This is a genomic window from Saccharopolyspora pogona (assembly GCF_014697215.1).
GTDB lineage: Bacteria > Actinomycetota > Actinomycetes > Mycobacteriales > Pseudonocardiaceae > Saccharopolyspora > Saccharopolyspora hattusasensis.
Genome location: NZ_CP031142.1, coordinates 7,517,826 through 7,542,500 on the forward strand (window position 1 = coordinate 7,517,826; position 24,675 = coordinate 7,542,500).

Genomic DNA, 24,675 nt, shown 5'->3' on the forward strand with positions numbered 1-24,675 from the left:
AGGTTTCGGCTCGTGTCAGACGGCGGCGCGCTCGTCGGTGCCCGGGATCTTGGCCGTGCTCAGCGCGATTCGGTTCCAGGTGTTGATGGTGCAGATCAGCGCGAGCAGCTGGGCCAGCTCCGGCTCGGTGAAGTGCTCCGCGGCGCGGGCGTAGACCTCGTCCGGCACGCCGCCCCCGGACACCAGCGTGACGGCCTCGGTCAGCCCCAACGCCGCCAGCTCCGGCTCGGTGAAGAAGTTCGAGGCCTCCCGCCACACCTGCACCATGTGCAGCCGCTCCTCGCTCTCCCCGGCCTTGCGGGCGTCGGAGGTGTGCATGTGCAGGCAGTACGCGCAGCCGTTGAGCTGGGACGCGCGGATCTGGACGAGTTCGACCAGCGCGGGGTCGAGTTTTTCCCGTGCCGCGGTGTCGAACCCGATCAGGGCCTTGAACGCCTTCGGCGCGGACTTCGCGAAGTTGAGGCGCTTCGTGTCGTTGTTCGTCATGGTCATCGCGCTAGGCCAGAATCGACCCGCCGTAGAGTGCATTTCCGTGTCAGATTCCTGGGTCAATTCGGCCGAGCGGACCGGCAGCGACCTGCACCTGGACCTCTCGGGCCCGGGGAGCCGCAGGGTGGTGCTGATGACCGCCCTGCGCGAGGCGATCCGATCCGGGCGGCTGGCCCCGGGCACCCGCCTGCCGCCGTACCGCTCGCTGGTAGACCTCGGACTCGCCCGCAACACGGTCGCCAGCGCCTACGCCGAGCTCGTCGCCGAGGGCTGGCTGACCGCGCGGCAGGGCTCGGGCACCCTCGTCGCGCAGCGCACCTAGCCCCGCACACCGGTCCGCGCGTTGAAGAAGACGCGCAGCATCACCGCTCCGGTCCACGACCTGCGCCAGGGCCAGCCGGACGCCGCATCGTTCCCGCGCACCGCTTGGCTCGCCGCAGCCCGGCGTGCCATCAAGGTCGCGCCTAACGAGGCCTTCGGTCCAGGCGGCCCGCGGGGCAGGCCCGAGCTGCGGAGAGCGCTGTCCGATTACCTGTCGCGGGCTCGCGGCGTGCGGGCTCGGCCGGACCAGATCGTGATCTGCTCCGGCTTCGCGCACGCCCTGTGCCTGCTGTTCCCGGGTGTCCAGCGCGGCCCCCTCGCGGTGGAGTCCTACGGCCTCGCCTTCCACCGCCAACTGCTGCACCGGGCGTCGGTCCGGACCGTCCCGCTCGAACTCGACGAACACGGTCCCCGGGTCGAGGAACTGGCATCCCGGAAAGAGGTGCGGGCGGTGCTGCTGACGCCCGCGCACCAGTTCCCGACCGGCGGCCCGCTGCACCCGACGAGGAGAGCCGCGGTCGTCGACTGGGCCAGGTCCCGCGACGGGCTGGTCCAGGAGGACGACTACGACGGCGAGTTCCGCTACGACCGCGAACCGGTGGGCGCGGTGCAGGGCCTGGACCCGGACCGGGTGCTCTACCTCGGCTCGGTCAGCAAGAGCCTGTCGCCGGCGGTCCGGCTGGGCTGGATGGTCCTGCCCGAGCACCTAGTCGACGACGTGCTCGCGGTCAAGGGCGAACGGGAGGGCTGGGCCAGCGTCCTCGACCAGCTGACCCTCGCCGACTTCGTCGACTCCGGGCAGTACGACCGCCACATCCGCCGCATGCGGCAGCGAAACCGCCGCCGCCGCGACCAGCTCGTCGCGAAGCTCCTAGAACGTGCTCCGCACGTCTCTGCGACCGGCGTCGCTGCTGGCTTGCACACCGTGCTCCGCATGCCGCCGGGCTCCGAGCGCTCCGCTGTCGCGGCCGCGGCGCGGCTGGGCGTCGCCCTCGACGGGCTCGCCGCCTTCCGTCACCCGGGCGCCACGATGCCTGCGATGGACGGCCTGGTCGTCGGCTACGCCACGCCGCCCGAGCACGCCTACGCCGCAGCGCTGGACGCGCTGGCAGCAGCGTTGAGCGGCAGCTGAGGCCGCCAACATGCCCCGCTAGGTGACTGGTTTCGAACGGCCTCATTTTCATCAAAAGACCGATCCGGACAAATCGTGCAGGGCTGAGATCGCCGTAGACGGCCGGAAAGACGGTCGCCGATCGAATCCAGTCCACGCTGAGCCTCGAAGTTCGAGGCACCTGCCGGGTACTTCCCGGAAAACACCAGCCCCCTAGGCGCCCATCACCGCCGGAAGGCGCTGGTCACTGGCCTTCGATGACGTCGGGGTCCAGCCCGAGGTAGGTCGCGACCTGCTCGACGAGCACGTCGTGCAGCAGGTCCGCCATGTCCATGCCGTCGCGCGCCCGTGCTTCCAGCGGCCGCCGGTACAGCACGATGCGCGCACGGGTCGGCAGCCCGCGCCGGTCGACGCCCGCCGGGACGAGCCGGGCCAGCGGCACGTTGGCGTCCACCACCACATCGTCGTCCCAGACCAGCTTCTCCGGGGTGGTGCTGGTGATCTCGGGCACCTCGTCGACGGCGACGTCGAGCTGGGTCAGCTCGGCGTGCCAGCGCTGCTCGATCGGTTCGAGGGCTTCCAGCACCAGCGCGTCGAACCGCTGCGAGCGGCTGCGCGACACCGGAACCGAGGACGGGTACAGCGGTCCGCGCAGGCCACGGCCCCGCCGGTCCCGACGGAAGCGGCTTCGACGCCGAGATCCACGTGCGGTCACCACGGGCCGAGGGTACGCCTTCGGCGGTCAAGGTCGGGACAAGCGTCAGGGGGATTCGGTGCCCGTCTCCCAACTCACTCCGCGAGATCGCCCCGACGGGAGCAGCGGCCGCCCTGTCCAGGCAGAACTCGGGATCACGTGGCGGCGCGAAGCCGTTCGGCCGCCGGGTCTTCGACCTCCTCCCGACAGCCCGGAACAACCACTGCGACCTGGACTGTTCGCGCAGAGCAGACAGGCCGGAACCAGGTGCTGACGGCGCCTATCGCGAGCGGTTTCCGCGTGCCTGCGCCGCACGCCGGAGCGGGGGCGCTATCGTGCGTGTCGTGCGGAGCGTGAGGCGTTGCTCGCGGACCGGGTGTACCAACCCGGCCGTCGCCACGCTCACTTATGCCTACGCGGACTCCACCGCGGTCGTCGGCCCCCTGGCCACCTACGCCGAGCCCCACAGCTACGACCTGTGCGAAGCGCACGCGCTGCGGCTCACCGTGCCGAAGGGCTGGGAGGTCGTGCGGCACGAAGGCGAGTTCGCGCCACCAGAGCCCTCCGACGACGACCTGACCGCGCTCGCCGAGGCGGTGCGGGAGGCCGGTCGCCCGGACCGGCCGGTCGAGGCGACCGGTCTCACCCCGGGCGGGAGCCGCCGCGGACACCTGCGGGCGCTGCCCGATCCGATCGACGAATGAATAGATCGTGACGAACGGCTCGCGCGGGCCAAGCTGGCTCCACCGGGCACTCGATCGCCGGTAGGCTTCGGACCACGTCGTCGGACGCGGAACGGGGAGGGTGCAGCGTGCGAGACCTGTCGGGGATCGTCAAGGCATACGACATCCGGGGCGTGGTCGGCGACGGCTTGGACGCCGACGTGGTGCGGGAGATCGGCGCGGCTTTCACCCGGCTCGTAGGTGGCCCTGCGGTGGTCATCGGGTACGACATGCGGGAATCCTCACCGGGGTTGGCCGAGGCGTTCGCCGAAGGCGTCACCGGACAGGGCGTCGACGTGATCAACATCGGCCTGGCCAGCACCGACATGCTGTACTTCGCCTCCGGGCGGCTGGACCTGCCCGGCGCGATGTTCACCGCCAGCCACAACCCGGCCCGTTACAACGGCATCAAGCTGTGCCGTGCCGGGGCCGCCCCGGTCGGTCAGGACAGCGGCCTGTCCGAGATCCAGGAGCTGGTCGCCCACGGCGTGCCGGAGTTCCTGGGCGCGAAGGGCACCGCCACGCAGCGGAACCTGGTCGACGAATACGCCGCCTTCCTGCGCGAACTCGTCGACATCAGCGGTATCCGCCCGCTGAAGGTCGTGGTGGACGCCGGCAACGGGATGGGCGGGCACACGGTCCCGACCGTCTTCGACGGCCTGCCGATCGAGCTCGTGCCGATGTACTTCGAGCTGGACGGAACCTTCCCCAACCACGAGGCCAACCCGCTGGACCCGGCGAACCTGGTCGACCTGCAGGCCAAGGTCCGCGAGGTCGGCGCCGACGCCGGGCTGGCCTTCGACGGCGACGCCGACCGCTGCTTCGTGGTCGACGAGCGCGCCGAACCGGTCTCGCCGAGCGCGATCACCGCGCTGGTCGCCGTCCAGGAACTGGCCAAGGAGCCCGGCGGGACAATCATCCACAACCTGATCACCTCCAAGGTCGTGCCCGAGATCGTCGCCGAGCACGGCGGCAAGCCGGTGCGGACCCGCGTCGGGCACTCGTTCATCAAGCAGACGATGGCCGAGACCGGGGCGATCTTCGGTGGGGAGCACTCCGCCCACTACTACTTCCGCGACTTCTGGCGCGCCGACTCCGGCATGCTCGCCGCGCTGCACGTGCTCGCCGCGCTCGGCGGCCAGGACAAGCCGCTGTCGGAGCTGATGGCCGCCTACTCGCGGTACGCCGCCTCCGGCGAGATCAACTCCACGGTCGACGACCAGCAGGGCCGGATGCGCGCCGTGGCAGCGGCCTTCGGTGACCGCAATGGCGCTCGTGTGGACGAGCTCGACGGGCTTACCGTGGAGCTGTCGGACGGCTCGTGGTTCAACTTGCGCCCGTCCAACACCGAACCGCTGCTCCGGCTCAACGTCGAGGCGAGGGACACTGACACGATGACCGCGCTGCGCGATGAGGTGCTGGCGATCGTCCGCGGATGACGTCCTTGCGGTCGGAGTGCGTGCCCGCGCGGTCGGTGCGGGTGAGTTTGGGAGGAAAAGTGGCCGTTGACCTGCAACCGCAGCTGTTGGAGATCCTGGCTTGCCCGTGCCCTGAGCACGCGTCGCTGCGGCCGGGGCTGGGGGAGGACGCGCAGGCCGACTACCTGACCTGCACCTCCTGCGGCCGCGGGTTCCCCGTCCGGGACGGGATTCCGGTGCTGCTGCTGGAAGAGGCCGTCGGGGGCCCGGCCCCGGTCGCTGCCGGGGAGGGGTGACGTTCGTGCTGGACGACAGTCTCTTCGACGATCCGGCCAGGCTGGCCGACGTGGACTCCGGGGGCCTGCTGCGGCTCGCCGCCCTCTCCGGAGCGCAGGTCCGAGCCGCGCTGGAGAGCGCGGGCGAGGCGGGGCTGGACGACCTCGCCGACGGTCGCCCGCGCGCCGTGGTGCTGTTGGCGCGGCCGGGCGTGGGGCCGGCCGTCTGCAGCCTGCTGGTCGCCCTCGCCGGGCCGCGGTGCCCGGTGCCGATGGTGATCGCCGAAGCCGTCCCGGCATGGGTCGGCGCGTTGGACGTCGTCTTCGCGCACACCGACGACGTCGGCGACGCGGTGCTGGCCGAATCGGTCTCGGTGGCCTGCCGCCGCGGCGCGACGGTCGTGCTCGCGGTCCCGGCGGACGGCCCGGTCGCCGCCGCTGGTGCGGGCCGCGCGAAGGTGCTCCCGCCGCGCATCCCGGTGCCGCCGGCGCTGTCGTTCGCACATGTCTTCGCGGCCGGGCTCAGCACGCTCGGCGCCCTCGGGCTGCTGCGCTTCGACGCCGGACACCTGGCCGACGTGCTCGACCGGGAAGCCGAACGCGCGCACCCGAGCCACGAGTCGTTGATCAACCCCGCGAAATCGCTGGCGTTGCGCCTGGCCGACCGCACCCCGCTGCTCTGGGGCCTCGACCCGGTGTCCACAGCAGTCGCCGCGCACGGCGCGTTCGCACTCGGCTGCCACGCAGGAGTGCCCTGCGGCGTCGCCGACTACCCGCAGGCGGTCACCGAGCGGGCGCTGCACCGAGCCGCTGCGGCGGTCGGATCCGAGGCGGACCTGTTCGCCGACCCCGAGGACGCCCCAGGTGCTCTGCTGCGCGTGTTCCTGGTCAGCTTGCGGCACGACGCACGCGGGGAGGCCATCGAACGAGGCGCTGTGCGCGACTTGCCCAGCGCGGACCTCGTCACGCCCGGCGAGTCGGTGAGCGACGACGCCGTGCTGCGGTCCGCGGCGCTGGCCGCCCGATTCGACCTGGCCGCCGTTTACCTGGGGTTGGCCGCCGGAACCCTGAACGGGCCCGGCTGGCCGGCGTTGGCGATGCACTGAGGGAAAGTTCAGGGGATGTCCCGATGCCGCCCGCCGGTCCGGCGCGGTGTGCTGTGCTGGGCGTCGAGCACGGGCAGACGCGAGGACGAGGAAGCGAGAAACGACTGTGGAGCTACTGCGGAACGCGGTGCGCCCCTATGCGTGGGGCTCGCGTACCACTATTGCTGATCTGCTCGGTCGGCCTGTCCCGACACCGCACCCCGAAGCGGAGCTGTGGATGGGCGCCCACCCGGGAGACCCGTCGCGGGTGGTCCGGTCCGACGGGGAAGAGGTGTCGCTGCTGTCCCTGCTGGACAGCGACCCTGCGCACCACCTGGGCCCGGAGTGCGTGGACCGATGGGGCGGCCGGTTGCCGTTCCTGCTCAAGGTGCTCGCGGCCGACGAGCCGCTGAGCCTGCAGGCGCACCCGTCGGCGGCGCAGGCCGCAGAGGGTTTCCACCGGGAAGAAGAAGCGGGCATCGCCCGCAACGCCCCCAACCGCAATTACCCGGACCCCACCGCGAAACCCGAGCTGATTTGCGCGTTGACCGAGTTCCACGCACTAGCCGGGTTCCGCGACGCGCAACGCACCGTGCAGCTGCTGGACGAACTGGCCGTCCCCAGCCTGCGCGCCCACCGCGAGCTGCTCGCCGCGCAACCCGATGCCGACGGGCTGCGCGCCCTGTTCACGACCTGGATCACGCTCCCCGAGCACTACCTGCGGGAAGTGCTGCCGGACCTGTTGGACGCCTGCGTGGCGCACGTGCGCGGCCGTGGCGAATTCGCCCTCGAATGCCGGACGGTGCTCGAACTCGGCGAGGCCTACCCAAACGATGCCGGGGTGCTGGCCAGCCTGCTGCTGAACCGGCTCGTGCTCCAGCCGGGCGAGGCGATCTTCCTGCCCGCGGGGAACCTGCACGCCTACCTGCACGGCACCGGCATCGAGATCCTGGCCAACTCCGACAACATCCTGCGCTGCGGCCTGACGCCCAAGCACGTCGACGTCCCGGAGCTGCTGCGGGTGCTGGACTTCGCCTGCGGCAACATGCGGGTGCTCAAGGGCGAGTCGCTGGACGCCAACCTGACCGCCTACCAGACCCCGGCCGCCGAGTTCGAGCTGTCCAGATTGGACTGGACGTCGGCCGAATCCGGCGCGGTCCTGCTGGATTCCGCTGGCCCGCAGATCCTGCTTTGCACCAGGGGAAGCGTCCGGCTGACCAGCGGCGCGCACGGCGGCAACGGGTCGTTGCCGCGCGAACTGGTGCTGGAACGCGGCCACTCGGTGTGGCTGGCGGCGTCCGACCCCGCCGTGCAGGTGCACCCCCTCGAGCTCGACGCGGACGGCAACGCCCAAGTCTTCCGCGCCGCTGCGGGCACGTTCTGAAACCCCGCGTTTCCGCGGACTCTATCCCCCGCGCGGGAACCAGCGGGTAGATTTCTTCCGTCATCGGGCCGGCCACCGGCCGCTTTCGCATACCGAATCGGGAGAAACATCGTGTCAGCAGGAGGCGGGACCAAGGCCATCGTGGCCGCGCTGGCCGCCAACGCAGGCATCGCCGTCGCCAAGTTCGGCGGGTTCCTGTTCACCGGGTCCTCGTCGATGCTGGCGGAATCGGTGCACTCGCTCGCCGACACCTCGAACCAGGGCCTGCTGCTGCTGGGGCAGAAGACCTCGCGGCGCAAACCAACCGAGGAGCACCCCTTCGGGTACGGCCGGGACCGCTACTTCTACTCCTTCGTCGTCGCGCTGCTGCTGTTCAGCCTGGGCTCGGTGTTCGCGCTCTACGAGGGCACCCACAAGGTCCAGCACCCCGAGCCGCTGGAGTCGGCGTGGGTGGCGGTGGTCATCCTGCTGATCGCGATCGGCCTGGAGTCCTTCAGCTTCATCACGGCGATCAAGGAATCGAAGCCGCTCAAGGGCGGGCTGTCCTGGTGGCAGTTCATCCGGGAGGCCAAGACCCCGGAGCTACCGGTGGTGCTGCTGGAGGACGTCGGCGCGCTGATCGGCCTGGTGCTCGCGCTCGGCGGCGTCGGGCTCACAGTGCTGACCGGCAACCCGGTGTGGGACGGCATCGGCACCGTGTGCATCGGCCTCCTGCTGGGGGCGATCGCGATCGTGCTGATCGTCGAGACGAAGAGCCTGCTCATCGGCGAGGGCGCCGCCCGCGACGTGCTCGACGAGATCGTGGCGCAGCTCGAGTCCGAGCGCGTCGAGAAGGTCATCCACATCCGCACCCAGTACCTCGGTCCGGACGAGCTGCTGATCGCCGCCAAGATCGGCCTCGCCCCATCGTTGTCGGTGCGGGAGGTGGCCGCCGAGATCGACGGCGCCGAGGAGCGGATCAGGGCGAAGGTGCCCGCGGCGCGCCTCATCTACCTCGAACCGGACTTGGAACGGGGCCGGGCTACGACCGGGTGACCCCCATCTGCATGATGGGGGCGCATCACGAAGCGTTAACGAATCGGGTGCCGGACTCAAGTCAGCGAGTACCGATCGAGAGATTCCGGGGTTAAGGTGCGATCCACAATTTGGGATTACTGAGGGAGGCGACAGTGCCAGGCACTGGGCTGTGGCGAACCAAGTCGGTCGAACAATCCATTCTGGATACCGACGAACCGGACACCAAGCTACGAAAGAACCTCGGCACCTGGGACCTGATCGTCTTCGGCGTGTCCGTGGTCATCGGTGCCGGCATCTTCACCCTCGCCGCGAGAACGGCAGGCGATGTCACTGGTCCTTCGGTGTCACTCGCGTTCGTGCTCGCGGCGATCGCCTGCGGGTTGGCGGCGCTGTGCTACGCCGAGTTCGCTTCCACCGTTCCGGTCGCGGGCAGCGCGTACACGTACTCCTACGCCACGTTCGGCGAGTTCATCGCCTGGATCATCGGCTGGGACCTGATCCTGGAGTTCGCCGTCGCGGCGGCCGCGGTGGCCAAGGGCTGGTCGATCTACCTGGAGCAGGTGCTCAAGCTGATCGGCCTCGAGGTGCCCACGGTGCTGCCGCTCGGGCCGCTGCAGTTCGACTGGGGCGCCGTGCTGCTCACGGTGGTGCTGTGCACCCTGCTGGCCCTCGGCACGAAGCTGTCGGCCCGCGTCAGCCTGGTCATCACGCTGATCAAGGTGGCCGTGGTGCTGCTGGTCATCGTGGTCGGCCTGGCCTACGTCAACGCGTCGAACTACAGCCCGTTCATCCCGCCGGCGCAGGCCGCCGCCGAGGACAGCCCGAAGCTGGAGCAGTCCCTGCTGTCGTTGATCCTCGGCGGCGAGACCAGCACCTACGGTGTCTTCGGCCTGCTGGCCGCGGCCTCGCTGGTGTTCTTCGCCTTCATCGGCTTCGACATCGTGGCCACCACTGCTGAGGAGACTCGCAACCCGCAGAAGATGGCGCCGCGTGGCATCCTCGGCAGCCTGGCGATCGTCACCGTGCTCTACGTCGCGGTCGCGATGGTGGTCACCGGCATGGTGCCCTACTCCGACCTGGCCACCGCCGAGGACGGCACCCGTGCCACGCTGGCCACGGCGTTCGCCCAGCACGGCATCAACTGGGCGGCGGCGATCATCTCGGTCGGCGCCCTGGCCGGTCTGACCACGGTCGTCATGGTGCTGCTGCTGGGGCAGACCCGCGTGCTGTTCGCGATGTCCCGCGACGGCCTGGTGCCGCGCGGCCTGGCCAAGACCGACCCGAAGACGGGCACCCCGGTCCGGGCGACCGTGCTGGTCGGTGCGGTCGTGGTCGTCGCGTCCGGCTTCTTCCCGGCGGACAAGCTGGAAGAGATGGTCAACGTCGGCACGCTGTTCGCCTTCGTGCTCGTCTCGCTCGGCGTGATCGTGCTCCGCAGGACCCGGCCCGACCTGCCGCGCGGCTTCCGCACCCCGCTGGTGCCGTTCGTGCCGATCCTGGCGATCATCGCCTGCATCTGGCTGATGCTGAACCTGACCGCGCTGACCTGGGTCCGGTTCGTGGTCTGGATGGCCGTCGGCGTGGTGGTCTACTTCCTGTACGGCCGCACCCACTCGCGGCTGGGCCAGCGCCAGGCCGACGAGGTGGCCGCAGGTGGCGCAGTGCCCCGCGACGTGGAGTCGACCGAGTAGTCCGGTGACGCGCTGATCGATCGAAGCGGCGCCGCCTCATGAGGGCGGCGCCGCTTTTTGCATCCTCATTCGAACAAATGTTCACCTGGCTGAGTGATGATCTCCCGGACTCGGGCCTGGATTATGGGATGCATGACATCGAAATCAGCTGTGACTAGGAACGTTCACCCCGCCGCGCGCTCGTCCAGCAGAGCGGAGGGATCTGGGTGGCGGAGCGGCGCAGGAGGCCCTGATGGCTGCTTCGCGTGCGCCGACTTCGTGCGTGATGCGAGGTCTTCGGGTGGACCGCCGCCGAGTTGGTCCATGCCTGGCGGAGGCGGCCCTCCGCCAGGCATGGAGCGTGGTGTGCTGTCGTGGTGGCCCCTCGGACCCCCGACGTCCGGTGGTCGGCCGCCCGACGCCGCTCAGCGATCGGAGGAGCGCAGCGGCATGCCGCGTTCCCACGGGGCGGTGCGGCCGCGGGGTTCGGTGATCTCCGGTAGCACCGACGGCTCCGGTCGGGGCTTCGCATCCTGCTGCCGCGGCACCGCTGCGGTGGCCCGCTCCCGCTCGTCGACCCGAGCCGTCTCCGTCTCCTCGTCGTCGACCGGTTTGCGGGCCAATTCCTCGACGGTCTCGCCGAGGGACCCGCCGTCACCGCCCTGCGCCATCAGGTGAGGTGCCTTCGGCGTGATCGCCGGGGCCTGTGTCGTGGCCGGGGTCTGTGCCGGGGTCGGGGTCTGCGGTCGCAGCGGCAGCGCGGCCCCGCGGACCGGGGTTTCCAGGCCTGCGGCCATCGCGACGGCGCGGTCCCATTCCGGGTCGCCGCTGTAGTCGGCGTGCCCGAGCACGCCGGGAACCCAGCGGCGGCAGGAGAACGGGCCGCGCTGCGGGTCCGGGAGCCAGTGGTCGCCACCGAGCACCAGGGCGCCGGTCGGTCCGCGAGTGGCGGCTGGCAGCGGCCCCTCGGTGCCGTCGGCCCGGAGCCCGACCCCGATCAGCATGCCGTCGTATACCTGCCGGTTCCAGGTGGTCACCGCGCCGCCGATCGGGTCGGTGCCGCGGCACAGCGAGCGCCAGCGACCGCCGAGCGCGCGGGCGAGGTCGCGTAGCGACGCGTGCGGCACCACGCCGGGGAACGCGCGCGGGTAAGCCCACTGGAGCTGGGAGCCCGCGGTCACCAGCCCGACCCGTTCGCGGTCGGCCTCGGGCAGCGACTCCAGCAGCCGGGCGGTCGCGACGGCCGCGAGCAGGCTGCCCTGGCTGTGCCCGACGAGCACCACGCGGGTGTTCGGGTCGGCGAGGTGCACGGTTGCGCGGGCGGCGAGTTCGGGGATTACCTTCAGCGCGTAGCACGGTGGCACCACGGGATGCGCCTCGCGCGGCCAGAACAGGGCCAGATCGCAGAGCACGCCGAGGTAGCGGGCCGTGTCGCGCTTGGTGGCGGCCAGATACACCATCCGCAGCAACCCGACGGCGAGCGTCGCGAGCGCGGCGACCCCCACTCCGACCAGCCAGCCGGACCAGGCGAAGCCCGGCAGTTCAGCGACCCGCGCCACCAGGGCCAACGCGGCGCTGACCGCCAGCACCCCAGCGATCACGAGGAGGACGAGATGTGAATAGCGGCGCTGCAGGTCCGCCCACTTCCAGGCATTGGCCGCCGCGCGCTGGTCCACGGGCCGACCCGCGTGCAGCAGGGCGACCTCGTCGGGGATCGAATCGTCGGCTCCCAAGGGACCGTCCGGGCCGTCCCCGCCGGGACCGTCGTTGTCGGTGAGCCCCGCGCGCCACCGCTTCACCAGCATCCACGGGGTTCCGATGATCCCGGCGGCCAGGAGCAGCACGGCGGTCGTGCCCCAGAAGATCGTCACGTCGTCGTACGCGGCGGGCAGCAACAGCACCGGGTCGCCGGGCTCCTGCGAGGCGCCGAGCGCCTTGCTCACGCTCAGCCCGAGGCCCGCGCCGAACCCGTTGCCGAGCATGCAAGCGACCATCAGCACCGGAGCGGTCATCCAGCCACCAGCCCATGGGCGGAGCCTAGGCGGGCAAGCCTTCCAGCCGGGCCGTGCCAGCAGTGCGGCGGGCGCGAGCAGGACGGCCACCGCGAGGCAGGTGATCACCAGCGCGCCGGTGATCGCGTCGATCGTGGCGCCCGAGCCCGGCAGCTCGCCCGCCAGCGGTCCGGGGAGGAACGCGACCGAGCACAACAGCACTACGGCGGTGGAGATCAGTGCGCGGCGCGGAGTGCGACCGAGAACGCTCCGCAGCGCCTTCTCCTTGCCGTCGAGGTGTATTCGGGCCGGGTCGTCGAGCGCGACGGTTCCGATCAAGGCGATGGCGAGCAGTGCCGCGGCGACCAGCCAACGCGGATCGGCGCTGATCGCGAACGGCCCACCAAGCGCGACCAAAGCCACTGTGGACAGTGCGGCGACGATGTGCAGTGCGCGCAGTACGGGGGTGTCCGGGTCTGCGACGACATTCGCGCCGGGCAGCATCGGTGCTCGGGCCGAGTGCTGCGGTTTGTCGGTCTTCGGCGCGGAGACCTGCCAGGACACAGTGGACAAGCGATGCATGAGGAGGATCACGAGCCCAACAGGCAGCAGGGCGGCCGAGGAGCGCAGGATGTCGATGCGCCGGACGGCGTCCGGGACGAACTCCATGCACGGCACGCCGGGCTGGAGGCATTGCGCGGCGAGCAGGTCCAGGGTGACGACCGTCAGCTGCGCGACGAACAGCATCGTCAGCAGTACGGCGGAAATCCGGAGCAGCGCGCGCAGCGCGGACGAGAGTGCGCTGCTGAGCGGGTTGCCGGTCTTGGCCGGCGGCAGCATCCAGTGGGCCATGTTGGCCAGCGCGAACGGGAACAGCAGGGCCCAGGTCGCCTTGGCCAGGCCGCCGGAGGTCATGCCGCCCCAGACGTAGCCTTCGACGATGCGGGGCACCGCGCGGTCCCCGGCCGACAGCATCGGTCCGGGAACGGGACGGCGCAGCCGGTCGGCCGGGCGCATGATGCGACCGATGCCGTCGCCGGCGACGTCCACCGAGGCCACCGAATCGGTCAGCTCGTCGCCCGTGGTGCCGAGGATGCCGTGTACCCGCAGCTCGACGACGCGGGTGCCGGGCCCGGGTATTTGCACTGGATCCTCCCGAGCGGTTGTTGATCGTCGAAATGTCGGTGGCGATTCTCCACCGCTGATCGACATCTGGCGAGCTATGCCCCTCCGATTGTGATCGCCCGGAGTACCCCATGTCCCGGATTCCTCGCAGGTTTCTGGGCTGGTTTGGCGCGACGGTGGGGTTGTGGCCTGTCGGGAGCAGCTGGTCCCGGCTCGGGTGAGGCGGCCGCGGCTGCGCGCAAGGCAATCAGCGGAGCCGGTTGCGCCGCGCGGACCAGCAAGTTTGATCGCTTTCTTGGGACAAGGGGCGGGTGTTGATGAGGGGAGGACTTAGAGCCTGTTGGTGAATGGTCTGGGTGGGTGGTCGCTTAGCGGAACCTGAGAGGTTCTCTGGACTGCGGGTGCCCCTCCTGATGTATGTCCAATACGCGGCGGAGGGGCCGTCCTCGCCAGAAAACCTCTCAGAACCCGCCGATGGTCGTCTTGGCATGGTGGATGCAAGCGGCTACGCCGCTTCCAAAGGCGCGGACGGCATTCGCCGACAGGCTCTTAGCGAGCAGCGCCGGTCCGGCGGTGACCTGCGCCGGGGTCCGCCGCCGGTCGGCGGAGTTCCCCGGCGAACGTCACTGCGGGGTGGTGATCTCGGGCTCGTGGCGGACCGGGAAGTTGACCGAGTTGGCGATGAAGCACTTGCTTTGCGCCTGCTCGTGCAGCTTCTCGGCCATCGGCAGCATCGCCACGTCGGCGATCGTCACCTGTGGGCGGAGCACGACCTCGGTGAACTGCCCACCGGTGTCGGGGTCTTCAACCATGTCTCCGCTCGCGTCGTCCTGGTAGGCGGTGACGACGACGCCCGAGGTGCTGCACAGCGCGAGATACCACAGCATGTGGCACTGGGACAAAGCCGCGACCAGGAGGTCTTCCGGGTTGTGGAGTTCGGGATCGCCGCGGAAAGCGGGATCGGCCGACGCCTTCAGCGGCGGCTTGCCGTCGATGTCCACGACGTGTTCGCGGCTGTAGCCGCGGTACGAAGCGGTGCCGTCGCCGGTGTTGCCGGTCCAGATGACTGTCGTTCGATAGGAATGCGCCTGCGGCATACTTGTTGTATACCACGAAATCGATTGTGGCAGAACCGGATTCGTGCAATCGGGCGAGTGGTCCAGGGCGTCCGGATGGGAGGTGACCGACTCGACTACCGTCGTTGGCGTGGGTCGACTAATCGTCATCGAGGGTCTGGACGGCGCTGGCAAGCGCACGCTCGCCAACGGGATCGCGGCGGAGCTGACCGCTCGCGGCCGCTCCGTGACCCGCTCGGCGTTCCCGCGCTATGCGGACGACGTCCACGCCGAGCTCTTCGCCGAGGCGCTCCGCGGTCGCCACGGCGACCTCGGCGGCTCCGTCCACGGCATGGCCGTCCTCAACGCGCTCGACCGCCGCGCCGCGGCGGACTCGCTGCGCGCGGACCTCCGCGCGCACGACGTCGTCCTCCTCGACCGCTACGTCGCCTCGAACGCCGCCTACGGCGCCGCTCGGCTCCACCAGGACGGCCACGGCGACTTCGTCGCCTGGGTCCACGAGCTGGAGGTGACGCGCTTCGCGCTGCCGAAACCGGATCTGCAGATCCTGCTGCAGGTTCCGTCGGAGGTGGCGGCCGCCCGCGCCGAGCACCGGGAACGGACCGAAGTGGACCGCCAGCGCGATGCCTTCGAGTCGGATGCGTCGTTGCAGCAGCGCTGCGGCAAGGTCTACGAGCAGCTTGCGGCGGAGAACTGGTGGTCGCCATGGGTGGTGGTAGACGGCGTGAACCACGTGGACTTCGCGGCTCTCGTCGACGAGCACGTCCTGGTGTGGTGAGCGGCAGGCGGTCCCGCGCGGAACAGTCCAAAGTGGAGATTCGCCTGATGGTGCAGGTCCAGGCCGAGTTCTCGTTGCTAAGCGGTGTGATTCGAACGACACCCACGGTGGAATCCTGGCGGTGTGCAAAACCACTGCTGTGAGTACTCCATTCGGCGGTATCGGTTGGGTCGAACCGGTCGCTGTGCCGCGACCTGCGACGACGATCAGCGGGTGGATGCACGGCGGCGGGGTGACAAGTGCAACCATGTTGGCCATGAAGGCACGCGTGCTCGTGGTGGACGACGATCCGGCCCTGGCCGAAATGCTGACCATCGTGCTCCGGGGCGAGGGGTTCGAGACCGCCGTCGTCAACGATGGCACCAAGGCGTTGCCTGCCTTGCGGGAGCTCAAGCCGGACCTGGTCCTGCTGGACCTGATGCTGCCGGGGGTTAACGGCATCGACGTCTGCAAGGCCATCCGCACCGAGTCCGTCGTGCCGATCGTGATGTTGACCGCGAAGAGCGACACGGTCGACGTGGTGCTGGGCCTGGAATCCGGCGCCGACGACTACGTGGTCAAGCCGTTCAAGCCGAAGGAGCTGATCGCCCGGCTGCGGGCCCGGCTGCGCCGGACCGATGCGGAGCCGGCCGAGGTGCTGACCATCGGCGACGTGACCATCGACGTGCCCGGCCACGAGGTGACCCGCGACGGCCAGCCGATCGCGCTGACCCCACTGGAGTTCGACCTGCTGGTGGCGCTGGCCCGCAAGCCGCGCCAGGTGTTCACCCGCGAGGTCCTGCTGGAGCAGGTGTGGGGTTACCGGCATGCCGCCGACACCCGGTTGGTCAACGTCCACGTCCAGCGCCTGCGGTCGAAGGTGGAGCGCGACCCGGAGCGCCCCGAGGTGGTGCTCACGGTCCGTGGCGTCGGTTACAAGGCGGGCCCCCCGTGATGTCGTGATCGAGAGTCGGGGCGCCTGCTCGCGAGCAGGCGCCCCGACTCTTCCAAGCGAAGTTCCGGGGTGGTGTCGCACCCGGAGACCGCTCCGTGCCCGGCCCGCCCCTGGAGGACGAGGTGGTGCGAGATGCGTGTGGTGGACGAAGTGGCTTGGGCGGCAAGACCTCCCACCGAGCGCAGTGGTCTCGCGACCGGTTGCGGACACCGGTGTAGGTCGTCGGTCGAGCCTTTGACACAGTTGCTAGCCGGGTCGTAGCCGCGGAGGGCCCGGGGGACGGTTGCCGTGAGCGTGTGGACGCGTCGAGGCCGCTTGGTTCAGCGGCTGATCAGCCGTGTCCGCGAAGAGGTCCGCAGCCGGTGGCGCCGCTTCGAGGCGCTGTGGCGGCGCTCGATGCAGTTGCGCGTCGTGGTAAGCACCCTCGCCCTGTCGATGGCCGTGGTCTTCGTGCTGGGCATGGTGCTGCAGTGGCAGATCACCTCGCAGCTGTTGACCGCCAAGGAGACCGCCGCGATCTCGCAGGTCGAGGTCAGCCAGCCGATCCTGGAGCGCGAACTGACCGCGGTCGACCCGAATGCGGACAACGTCGCCGAACAGCTGCAGGCCGCGCTGAACCGGCTGACGACGACGTCCTCCGGGCAGTCCACGACCGACACGGTGGCCGGGGCGTTCGAGCCAGTGCTGGTCGACGGTCGCGCGCCGGGTGACCGGCGGCTGCAACCGGCCGCGGGCCCGATCTCCTACGTGCCGGACGACCTGCGCCAGTTCGTCGAGCGCGGCCAGCTGACCACCAAGATCACCACGGTGACGAACGAGACCGGCCCCGTCACGATGCTCGCGGTGGGCACCCCGGTGAGCACCGCGACCCGGCCGCTGCAGGTCTACCTGCTGTTCCCGCTGACCGCCGAGCAGAACACCCTCCGGGTCGTGCAGCAAACCCTGCTGCTCGGCGCGCTGGTGCTGCTGGTGCTGCTGGGCGCCATCACGAACCTGGTGACCCGCCAGGTAGTGCGCCCGGTGCGGCAGGCCGCGCAGATCGCCGAGCAGCTCGCCGAGGGCGATCTGGACAAGCGGATGCGGGTGATCGGCGAGGACGACGTGGCCCGGCTGGCCGAGTCGTTCAACGAGATGGCCGACAGCCTCAAGCACCAGATCACGAAGCTCGAGGAGTTCGGCCAGCTGCAGCGCCGGTTCACCTCGGACGTCTCCCATGAGCTGCGCACCCCGCTGACCACGGTGCGGATGGCCGCCGACGTGCTGCACGCCTCCCGGGAGCAGTTCCCGCCCGGTCTGTCCCGCTCGACCGAGCTGCTGGTGGACGAGCTCGACCGGTTCGAATCGCTGCTGGCCGACCTGCTGGAAATCTCCCGGTTGGACGCCGGCGTCGCCGACCTGGCCGCCGAGCCGCTGGACCTCACCGAGCTGGCGGAGCGTTCGGTGGAGTCGTTGCGTGCGATCGCCGACACCAGCGGTGTGGCGCTGCGGGTGATCGCGCCGTCCACCGCGGGCGCCGATCTCACCATCGTCGCCGACGCCCGCCGGGTGGAGCGGATCATGCGGAACCTGGTGGCCAACGCAATCGACCACGCCGAAGGCGGACCGGTGGAGATTCGCTTCGGCGGGAACGAGCATGCGGTCGCGGTGACCGTCCGTGACTACGGCGTCGGGCTGCGCTCGGGCGAGGCCGAGCTGGTGTTCACCCGGTTCTGGCGGGCCGACCCGTCCCGGAACAGGCGCACCGGCGGCACCGGCCTCGGGCTGTCGATCAGCCAGGAGGACGCCCGGTTGCACGGCGGCACGCTGGACGCGTGGGGCGAGCCCGGCGAGGGCTCCTGCTTCCGGCTCACCCTGCCCCGACGGCCGGGGGACTCGTTCGACGAAAGCCCGCTGCAACTGCCCGGCACCCGCCGCATCGCTGCGCCGGAGGCGCTGCTCGCAGCCGGCGTCGGTCCGCCGCAGGATGGCGAGGCCGGAGAGGCCGGTGAGCGGGAGATCCGCGACCTCGGACCGGCGCGGCTCTCCGAGGAGACCTGGGAGGACAAGTGAGGGACGTGCGTCTCGTCCGCCGGGTGGCGGTGCTGTTGGCCCTGCTGCTGTCGGTGTCGGCGTGCGCATCGATCCCGGAGAGCTCGGATCCGAAGGCGGTCCGGGCGGTCGACGAGAGCAACGCGACCGCGCCGGTGCCCCAGCCGCCCAGCGGCACCGACCCGCTCGCCCTGGTCCGCAGCTTCGTCAACTCGTCCGCCGTCCCGGAGAGCAACCACGAGTCGGCGCGGCTGCACCTCACCCCGCCGGTCGGCCGGGCCTGGGCCCCGCCGCCGGGCCTGCTGATCGTGGACAACGTCGACACGATCCCGGCGCAGCCTGCCGTGCCATTGCCCAACGGTGCGCAGGTGGTCGGCCTGCAGGCCGACAAAGTGGGGCGGCTTCTGCCGGACTCGTCCTTCGTGCCCGAGACCGGTGAGTACCAGACGCAGGTGCGCGTGGAGCGGCAGCCGAACGGCGAGTGGCGCATCGCGACGCCGCCACCCGAACTCGTCACCAGCCGGAGCTCGTTCAACGCCGTGTACCGGGCGGTCCCGATCTACTTCATGGACCACGATTCGACCGGCGTCGTCCCGGATTTGCGGTACGTGGGTTCGCAGCCGGCGAGTACGCTGCCCAGGCGGGTCGTCGACCTGCTGACCAGCGGGCCGTCCGAAGGTCTGCAGTCGGCGATGCACACGGCCATCCCCGCCGGGGTGCATCCGAAGACCAACCCCACCGAAACCAGGGACGGTGCCCTGGAGGTCAACCTCAGCGATCTCGGCACTTTGCCGCGTGAAAACCGTCGGCTGATCGCGGCCCAGGTCGTGTTCACCCTGCAAAGCGTCAGCAACGCACGCGTGCGGCTGAAGGTGGAGGGCTCGCCGCTGCTGTCGGACGGGAAGGACCTGTGGCCCACCGACCTCGGGTCCTACGAGACCAACAACATCCCGCGCCAGGACTTGCCCGGGTTGGCCGTGGTCGACGAGCGGCTGGTGGTCCTGAACGAGAACGCGCCGCCGATCCCGGGTCCGGCCGGCTCGGGCGAGTACGACGTGCTCCGGGCCGGGCAGTCGCCCGACGGCGCACAGCTCGCGGCGGTCACCCGACGCCCCGGTGGCGTCGGTGTCGAGCTGCGGGTCGGCCGCTACGGCGGGCACCTGCCCGAACTCCCGACTACCGGTTCCGACATGAGCAAACCGACCTGGCGCGGGAAATCCGAGGTGTGGACCGTTGTGGACGGTCGCGACGTGGTCCGCGCGCTGGCCAGCGGCAACAGCTGGGTGCCGCGTCAAGTGGATGCCGGGGCGCTCTCCGGTCGCGGGCCGATCAACGACCTGCGGCTGTCCCGCGACGGCACCCGGGTCGCGGCGGTGGTCAACGGGCGGCTCGTGGTGGCCGGAGTGTCCGATCAGGACGATCGGGTGGTGCTGCAACGGCCGATCGAGCTGCCGTCCCCGGAGGCAATGCGGATCACCGGCGTCGAGTGGCTGCAGAACGACTCGCTGGTGGCGGTCACCGACAGCAACACCACGCCGGTATTCGAGGTGTCGGTCGACGGGTTCCGCTGGGCCCCGTTCACCGCGGCGAACCTCGGCCAGCCGTTGAAAGCGGTGACGGTCGCAAGCGGTGGCCGGGTGGTTGTCGGCGACCGCAGCGGGATCTGGGAGTCCCGGGACACCGACGACGTCTGGTCCCTGCTTCCGGTCCCGATCCGCGGTGGCTCCATCCCGTTCTTCCCCGGCTGATCGGACCCGACACGCGTCGGTGAGTCGGGCGAGCGATCTGCGGCACGATCTGCCGATGCGCGTTCCTTGGCTCGGCGGCGGGCTTTCCGGGCTGGTCGACCTGGTGCTGCCGCTGCGCTGCGCGGGCTGCGACGTGGCAGGCACGGCCTGGTGCCGGGACTGCTCGCGCGAGCTGGGCGGGCTCCGCCGCGTCGAACGACCGCTGCTCGAACCGGGTCCACCGGCGTACGCGCTCGGCAGGTACCGGGGCGCGGCCCGCCGTGCGGTGCTCGCCTACAAGGAGTCCGGTCGCCGCTACCTAGCCGAGCCGCTGGCCCGGCACCTCGCGGTCGGGCTGTGCGCGATCGCTGCGGAGCACCGGCTCGACCAGGCGTGGTGTCTGGTGCCGGCGCCGTCGAGGGCGATCGCATCCCGTCGCCGGGGTGGCGCGCACATGTCCCGCATCGCGCACCGGGCGGCGGCCGCGCTGACCGCATCTGGCCAACCCTCGGTCGTCGCGGATTGCCTGATCACCGCACGTGGGGCGGCGGACTCGGCCGGTCTGGATGCGGCCGAACGAGTGCGCAACCTGTCCGGCCGAGTGCTCGGCCGGACAGGTCGAATTCCACCGCCGACGGCGCAAGTGGCCCTGATCGACGACGTCATCACCACCGCGGCGACAGCCGCGAGCTGCGTGGCGGTGCTCGGAACCGCAGGTGTCGAAGTCGCTGCGGTGCTCAGCCTGACCGCGACGGCGGGCTGAAGCATTCGGGTGGATTGCGGTTGCCCGAACGGCCTCGGGAACTTCGCCTGCCGTCCACACGTTTTCCCGTTATGAGCAGGCACAATCCGGTCCTTCGGCGACCCGGCGCGAAGCTACTGCGCGTAGCCTCCGAACGGGTGAAAATTGAGTCCGATGGTGTTTCGCGGATGCGGATGGTCCACCCCGGTTCCTGCTTCGAACGGTGGCACCAATCACTCTCGGTGGCCGCTTGACTTCGCCCGACAAGGGGGGTGTCACAAATCGGTAAACCGAGCTAACGTGCCACTCAATCCAGCCAACCGAGGCGGAGGGAAGGAGCGAAAGTCCATGTCCCTGGCGCCGGAAGTGAGCTGATCGCCTTCCGCGGCGCCCGCCGAGTACACCTCGCCTACGGCACGCAAGGAACGGAGGTCGTGAATGGACATCGTCGTCAAGGGTCGCAACGTCGAGGTTCCCGAGCACTACCGGGAGCAGGTCAATGCGAAGCTGACCCGGCTTGAGCGGTACAACAAGAAGGCCATTCGGGCTGATGTGGAACTGTTCCACGAGCGGAACCCCCGCCAGGCCAAGAACTGCCAGCGAGTCGAGATCACGCTGATGGGCAAGGGCACGCCCGTTCGTGCCGAGGCCTGCGCCGGCGATTTCTACGCCGCACTCGACGCCGCGACGACCAAGCTGGAGAGCAGGCTCCGGCGCATGCACGACCGTAGAAAGGTGCACTACGGACAGCACAACCCGACTTCTGTGGCCGAGGCGACCGCAGCGATGGCGGACCGGCCCGTGGTGATGGGCCAGGGCGCCGCCGCGGCCGAAGGACGGACCGCGCTGCTGGAAGCGCCCCGGGAGGTGGACGAGTACGCCGCCGAGGTACCGGAACAGCGGATGGCCGCGGAGGACGGGTACGAACCCGGTCGGGTCGTCCGAGAGAAGGAACACCCGGCCAAACCGATGACCGTCGACCAGGCTCTCTACGAGATGGAACTGGTCGGACACGATTTCTACCTCTTCTCCGACGCCGATAGCGGTAGGCCGAGCGTGGTCTACCGGCGGAAGGGATTCGACTACGGCGTGATCAGGTTGGCGGACGCCCTGTAGGGCGAGTCTGCGCCAACGCCGACCCGAACGGCTGTCCCCCGCGTACCGTGGTTCGCGGGGGACAGCCGCGTGTGGGGGTCCGCCGGAGCCGCACCGTATCGCGGGTCCCCATCACCAGCTCTAATACGATGGCCACAAAGCGTCCGTGACGGACGCGTCACGATCAGCTAGTGAGGTCGACCGGATGGTCCTGTCCCGACTGCTCCGCGCCGGCGAGGGCAAGATGCTCAAGCGTCTGCGCAACATCGCGACGCACATCAACGAGCTTGAAAAGGACGTCGTCGCACTGTCCGACGCTGAGCTGCGGGGCAAGACCGACGAGTTCAAACGCCGACACGCCGAAGGTGAAGCCCTCGACGAACTGCTGCCCGAAGCCTTCGCGGTGGCTCGGGAGGGCGCCAAGCGCACTCTGGGCCAGCGCCACTTCGACGTGCAGCTGATGGGCGGCGCGACCCTTCATCTCGGCAACATCGCCGAGATGAAGACCGGTGAGGGTAAGACCCTGACCTGCGTGCTGCCCGCCTACCTCAACGCGATCACCGGCAAGGGCGTGCACGTCGTCACGACCAACGACTACCTGGCACGCCGCGACGCCGAGTGGATGGGCCGCGTGCACCGCTTCCTCGGCCTGGAAGTCGGCGCGATCCTGGCCGACATGACGCCGGAGCAGCGGCGCAAGGCCTACGCAGCGGACATCACCTACGGCACGAACAACGAGTTCGGCTTCGACTACCTGCGCGACAACATGGCCTGGAGCCTGGCCGACTGCGTGCAGCGCGGGCACAACTTCGCCGTCGTCGACGAGGTCGACTCCATCCTGATCGACGAGGCCCGGACGCCGCTGATCATCTCCGGTCCCGCCGACCAGTCCTCGCGCTGGTACCAGGAGTTCGCCCGGCTCGCCCCGATGCTCAAGCGCGACCAGCACTACGAGGTGGACGAGCGCAAGCGCACCGTCGGCGTCACCGAAGACGGCGTCACCCTCATCGAGGACCAGCTCGGCATCGACAACCTCTACGAGGCGGCCAACACCCCGCTGGTCGGCTACCTCAACAACGCGCTGAAGGCCAAGGAGCTCTACAAGTGTGACAAGGACTACATCGTCCGCGACGGCGAGGTGCTGATCGTCGACGAGTTCACCGGCCGCATCCTGGCCGGGCGCCGCTACAACGAGGGCATGCACCAGGCGATCGAGGCCAAGGAAGGCGTCGAGATCAAGGCCGAGAACCAGACTCTGGCCACGATCACGCTGCAGAACTACTTCCGCCTCTACGACAAGCTGGCCGGCATGACCGGTACGGCCGAGACCGAGGCGGCCGAGTTCCACACCACCTACAAGCTAGGCGTGGTGCCGATCCCGACCAACAAGCCGATGGCCCGTGCCGACCAGCCCGACCTGGTCTACAAGGCCGAGCCGGCGAAGTTCGATGCGGTCGCCGAGGACATCGAGGAGCGGTACCAGGCGGGCCAGCCGGTCCTGGTGGGCACCACCAGCGTGGAGCGCTCCGAGTACCTATCGAAGCTGCTCACCCAAAAGGGCATCCCGCACAACGTGCTGAACGCGAAGAACCACGCGCGGGAAGCCGCGATCATTGCCGAGGCGGGTCGCAAGGGCGCGATCACGGTCGCCACCAACATGGCCGGTCGCGGTACCGACATCGTGCTCGGCGGCAACATCGACCACCTCGCCGACGCCGAACTGCGCAGCCGCGGCCTCGACCCGGTGGAGAACCGCGAGCAGTACGAAGCCGAATGGCCTGCGGTGGTCGAAAAGATCACCGCGCAGGCCAAGGCCGAGGGCGAGGAGATCCGCGAGGTCGGCGGCCTCTACGTGCTGGGTACCGAGCGGCACGAGTCGCGGCGCATCGACAACCAGCTCCGCGGCCGTTCCGGCCGGCAGGGCGACCCCGGCGAGTCTCGGTTCTACCTGTCGCTGGGCGACGAGCTGATGCGGCGCTTCAACGCCGCGATGGTCGAGACCGTGATGACCCGGCTCAAGGTGCCCGACGAGGTGCCGATCGAGCACAAGATGGTCAGCCGCGCCATCCGCAGCGCGCAGACCCAGGTCGAGCAGCAGAACATGGAGATCCGCAAGAACGTCCTCAAGTACGACGAGGTCATGAACCAGCAGCGGACCGTCATCTACGACGAGCGGCACCGCGTGCTGGCCGGTGAGGACCTGCACGAGCAGGTCATGCACATGCTCACCGACGTGGTGACCGCCTACGTCGACGCGGAGACCGCCGAGGGCTACGCCGAGGACTGGGACTTCGAGAAGCTCTGGACCGCGCTGAAGGCCCTCTACCCGGTGTCGATCGGCTGGGAAGCGCTCGTCGAGGACGAGGAGGACCTGTCCAGGGAGCGCCTGCTGGAGCTCGTCCTGGAGGACGCGCGCGACGCGTACGCGAAGCGCGAGGCGGAGGTCGACGGCAAGGTCGGGCCGGGCGCGATGCGCGAGCTCGAGCGCCGGGTGGTGCTCAGCGTCCTGGACCGCAAGTGGCGCGAACACCTCTACGAGATGGACTACCTCAAGGAGGGCATCGGGCTGCGGGCGATGGCGCAGCGCGACCCATTGATCGAGTACCGCCGCGAGGGCTTCGACATGTTCGGGGCGATGCTGGAGGCGCTCAAGGAGGAGTCTGTCGGATTCCTGTTCAACGTCCAGGTCGAGGCGGCCGAGCCGCAGCCCGTGCCGGAGGCCCCGGCGGTGCCGGTGTCGGTCAGCCAGGTCGGCAGCGGCACTCCGGACGTGCCCCAGACCCCGCAGCCGACGCAACCGGCCCCGCAGCAGGCCGCGCAACCGCGGCCCAAGCGGGCCCGGCCTGCGTCCGCCGGCCCCGCGTTGAGCCAGCTCGCGCCGACGGGTGACGGCGAGCAGGTCCCGTCGGCGCTGCGCGGCAAGGGCCTCGGTTCGCCGCAGCAGCAGGGGCTGAGCTACTCCGGGCCGAACGAGACCGGCGGCGTGGAGACCA

Annotated in this window: 20 protein-coding genes (1 of these 20 cut by a window edge); 16 read left to right on the top strand and 4 right to left on the bottom strand. The window is 70.0% G+C overall.

Annotated elements, in window-relative coordinates; translation table 11 throughout:
- Positions 1-15: 15 nt before the first annotated feature.
- The gene (locus DL519_RS35460) at positions 16-486 is read right to left on the bottom strand and encodes a carboxymuconolactone decarboxylase family protein (protein WP_190821318.1); all 471 of its coding nucleotides are present in this window, start codon (positions 484-486) and stop codon (positions 16-18) included.
- Between the two features lie 46 nt (positions 487-532).
- Here DL519_RS35460 and DL519_RS49530 point away from each other — a divergent pair, with 46 nt between their 5' ends.
- On the top strand, positions 533-811 hold the full coding sequence (locus DL519_RS49530; RefSeq protein WP_317891412.1) for a winged helix-turn-helix domain-containing protein: 279 nt from the start codon (positions 533-535) through the stop codon (positions 809-811).
- 21 nt (positions 812-832) lie between these two features.
- On the top strand, positions 833-1,942 hold the full coding sequence (locus tag DL519_RS35465; protein WP_317891413.1) for an aminotransferase-like domain-containing protein: 1,110 nt from the start codon (positions 833-835) through the stop codon (positions 1,940-1,942).
- A gap of 223 nt (positions 1,943-2,165) precedes the next feature.
- On the opposite strand, the gene DL519_RS35470 is transcribed toward DL519_RS35465, so the two are convergent.
- Positions 2,166-2,639: a metallopeptidase family protein gene (locus DL519_RS35470; RefSeq protein WP_168585257.1), complete on the bottom strand. Its 474-nt coding sequence runs from the start codon at positions 2,637-2,639 to the stop codon at positions 2,166-2,168.
- 320 nt (positions 2,640-2,959) lie between these two features.
- Between DL519_RS35470 and DL519_RS35475 the strand changes: the two genes are divergently transcribed.
- The 7 genes from DL519_RS35475 to DL519_RS35505 all read left to right on the top strand — a co-directional run bounded on the left by DL519_RS35475 (position 2,960) and on the right by DL519_RS35505 (position 10,207).
- Positions 2,960-3,319 (top strand): DUF3499 domain-containing protein, encoded by a 360-nt coding sequence (locus DL519_RS35475; RefSeq protein ID WP_190821320.1) that lies wholly within the window; start codon positions 2,960-2,962, stop codon positions 3,317-3,319.
- Positions 3,320-3,426: 107 nt separating this feature from the next.
- Positions 3,427-4,776, top strand: coding sequence for a phosphomannomutase/phosphoglucomutase (locus DL519_RS35480; protein ID WP_190821322.1), 1,350 nt, complete (start codon positions 3,427-3,429; stop codon positions 4,774-4,776).
- A 59-nt stretch (positions 4,777-4,835) separates the two neighbouring features.
- A complete protein-coding gene (locus tag DL519_RS35485; protein WP_010315584.1) occupies positions 4,836-5,051 on the top strand; it encodes a Trm112 family protein in 216 nt (71 codons plus the stop codon).
- 5 nt (positions 5,052-5,056) lie between these two features.
- Positions 5,057-6,136, top strand: coding sequence for an SIS domain-containing protein (locus DL519_RS35490; RefSeq protein WP_190821324.1), 1,080 nt, complete (start codon positions 5,057-5,059; stop codon positions 6,134-6,136).
- Positions 6,137-6,242: 106 nt separating this feature from the next.
- Positions 6,243-7,499: a mannose-6-phosphate isomerase, class I gene (gene manA / locus DL519_RS35495; RefSeq protein WP_190821326.1), complete on the top strand. Its 1,257-nt coding sequence runs from the start codon at positions 6,243-6,245 to the stop codon at positions 7,497-7,499.
- 111 nt (positions 7,500-7,610) lie between these two features.
- Positions 7,611-8,534 carry a cation diffusion facilitator family transporter gene (locus tag DL519_RS35500; RefSeq protein ID WP_190821328.1) on the top strand — a complete coding sequence of 308 codons (924 nt, stop codon included), beginning with the start codon at positions 7,611-7,613 and terminating at the stop codon, positions 8,532-8,534.
- Positions 8,535-8,668: 134 nt separating this feature from the next.
- Positions 8,669-10,207 carry an amino acid permease gene (locus DL519_RS35505; RefSeq protein ID WP_190821330.1) on the top strand — a complete coding sequence of 513 codons (1,539 nt, stop codon included), beginning with the start codon at positions 8,669-8,671 and terminating at the stop codon, positions 10,205-10,207.
- Between the two features lie 404 nt (positions 10,208-10,611).
- Here the strand turns inward: DL519_RS35505 and DL519_RS35510 are convergent, their stop codons facing one another.
- Positions 10,612-13,323: a hypothetical protein gene (locus DL519_RS35510; RefSeq protein ID WP_190821332.1), complete on the bottom strand. Its 2,712-nt coding sequence runs from the start codon at positions 13,321-13,323 to the stop codon at positions 10,612-10,614.
- 602 nt (positions 13,324-13,925) lie between these two features.
- The gene (locus tag DL519_RS35515) at positions 13,926-14,399 is read right to left on the bottom strand and encodes an OsmC family protein (RefSeq protein WP_190821334.1); all 474 of its coding nucleotides are present in this window, start codon (positions 14,397-14,399) and stop codon (positions 13,926-13,928) included.
- A gap of 109 nt (positions 14,400-14,508) precedes the next feature.
- On the opposite strand from DL519_RS35515, the gene DL519_RS35520 reads away from it, so the two are divergent.
- From DL519_RS35520 to secA, 7 genes are all read left to right on the top strand, one after another.
- Positions 14,509-15,156: a dTMP kinase gene (locus DL519_RS35520; RefSeq protein WP_190824413.1), complete on the top strand. Its 648-nt coding sequence runs from the start codon at positions 14,509-14,511 to the stop codon at positions 15,154-15,156.
- A gap of 256 nt (positions 15,157-15,412) precedes the next feature.
- Positions 15,413-16,090, top strand: coding sequence for an MtrAB system response regulator MtrA (gene mtrA / locus DL519_RS35525; RefSeq protein ID WP_317891414.1), 678 nt, complete (start codon positions 15,413-15,415; stop codon positions 16,088-16,090).
- Between the two features lie 288 nt (positions 16,091-16,378).
- Positions 16,379-18,139 carry an MtrAB system histidine kinase MtrB gene (gene mtrB / locus DL519_RS35530; protein ID WP_397545009.1) on the top strand — a complete coding sequence of 587 codons (1,761 nt, stop codon included), beginning with the start codon at positions 16,379-16,381 and terminating at the stop codon, positions 18,137-18,139.
- Positions 18,136-19,866 carry an LpqB family beta-propeller domain-containing protein gene (locus DL519_RS35535; protein WP_190821337.1) on the top strand — a complete coding sequence of 577 codons (1,731 nt, stop codon included), beginning with the start codon at positions 18,136-18,138 and terminating at the stop codon, positions 19,864-19,866. The genes mtrB and DL519_RS35535 overlap by 4 nt, the downstream gene beginning before the upstream one ends.
- Before the next feature lie 55 nt (positions 19,867-19,921).
- A complete protein-coding gene (locus tag DL519_RS35540) occupies positions 19,922-20,608 on the top strand; it encodes a ComF family protein (RefSeq protein WP_190821339.1) in 687 nt (228 codons plus the stop codon).
- A 417-nt stretch (positions 20,609-21,025) separates the two neighbouring features.
- On the top strand, positions 21,026-21,703 hold the full coding sequence (gene hpf / locus DL519_RS35545) for a ribosome hibernation-promoting factor, HPF/YfiA family (protein WP_190821341.1): 678 nt from the start codon (positions 21,026-21,028) through the stop codon (positions 21,701-21,703).
- A 184-nt stretch (positions 21,704-21,887) separates the two neighbouring features.
- A protein-coding gene (secA, locus tag DL519_RS35550) for a preprotein translocase subunit SecA (RefSeq protein ID WP_190821343.1) crosses the window boundary here: on the top strand, positions 21,888-24,675 show its 5' portion. It continues 98 nt past the right edge of the window; 2,788 of the gene's 2,886 nt are visible here — the first part of the coding sequence; its start codon is at positions 21,888-21,890; its stop codon lies beyond the right edge, outside the window.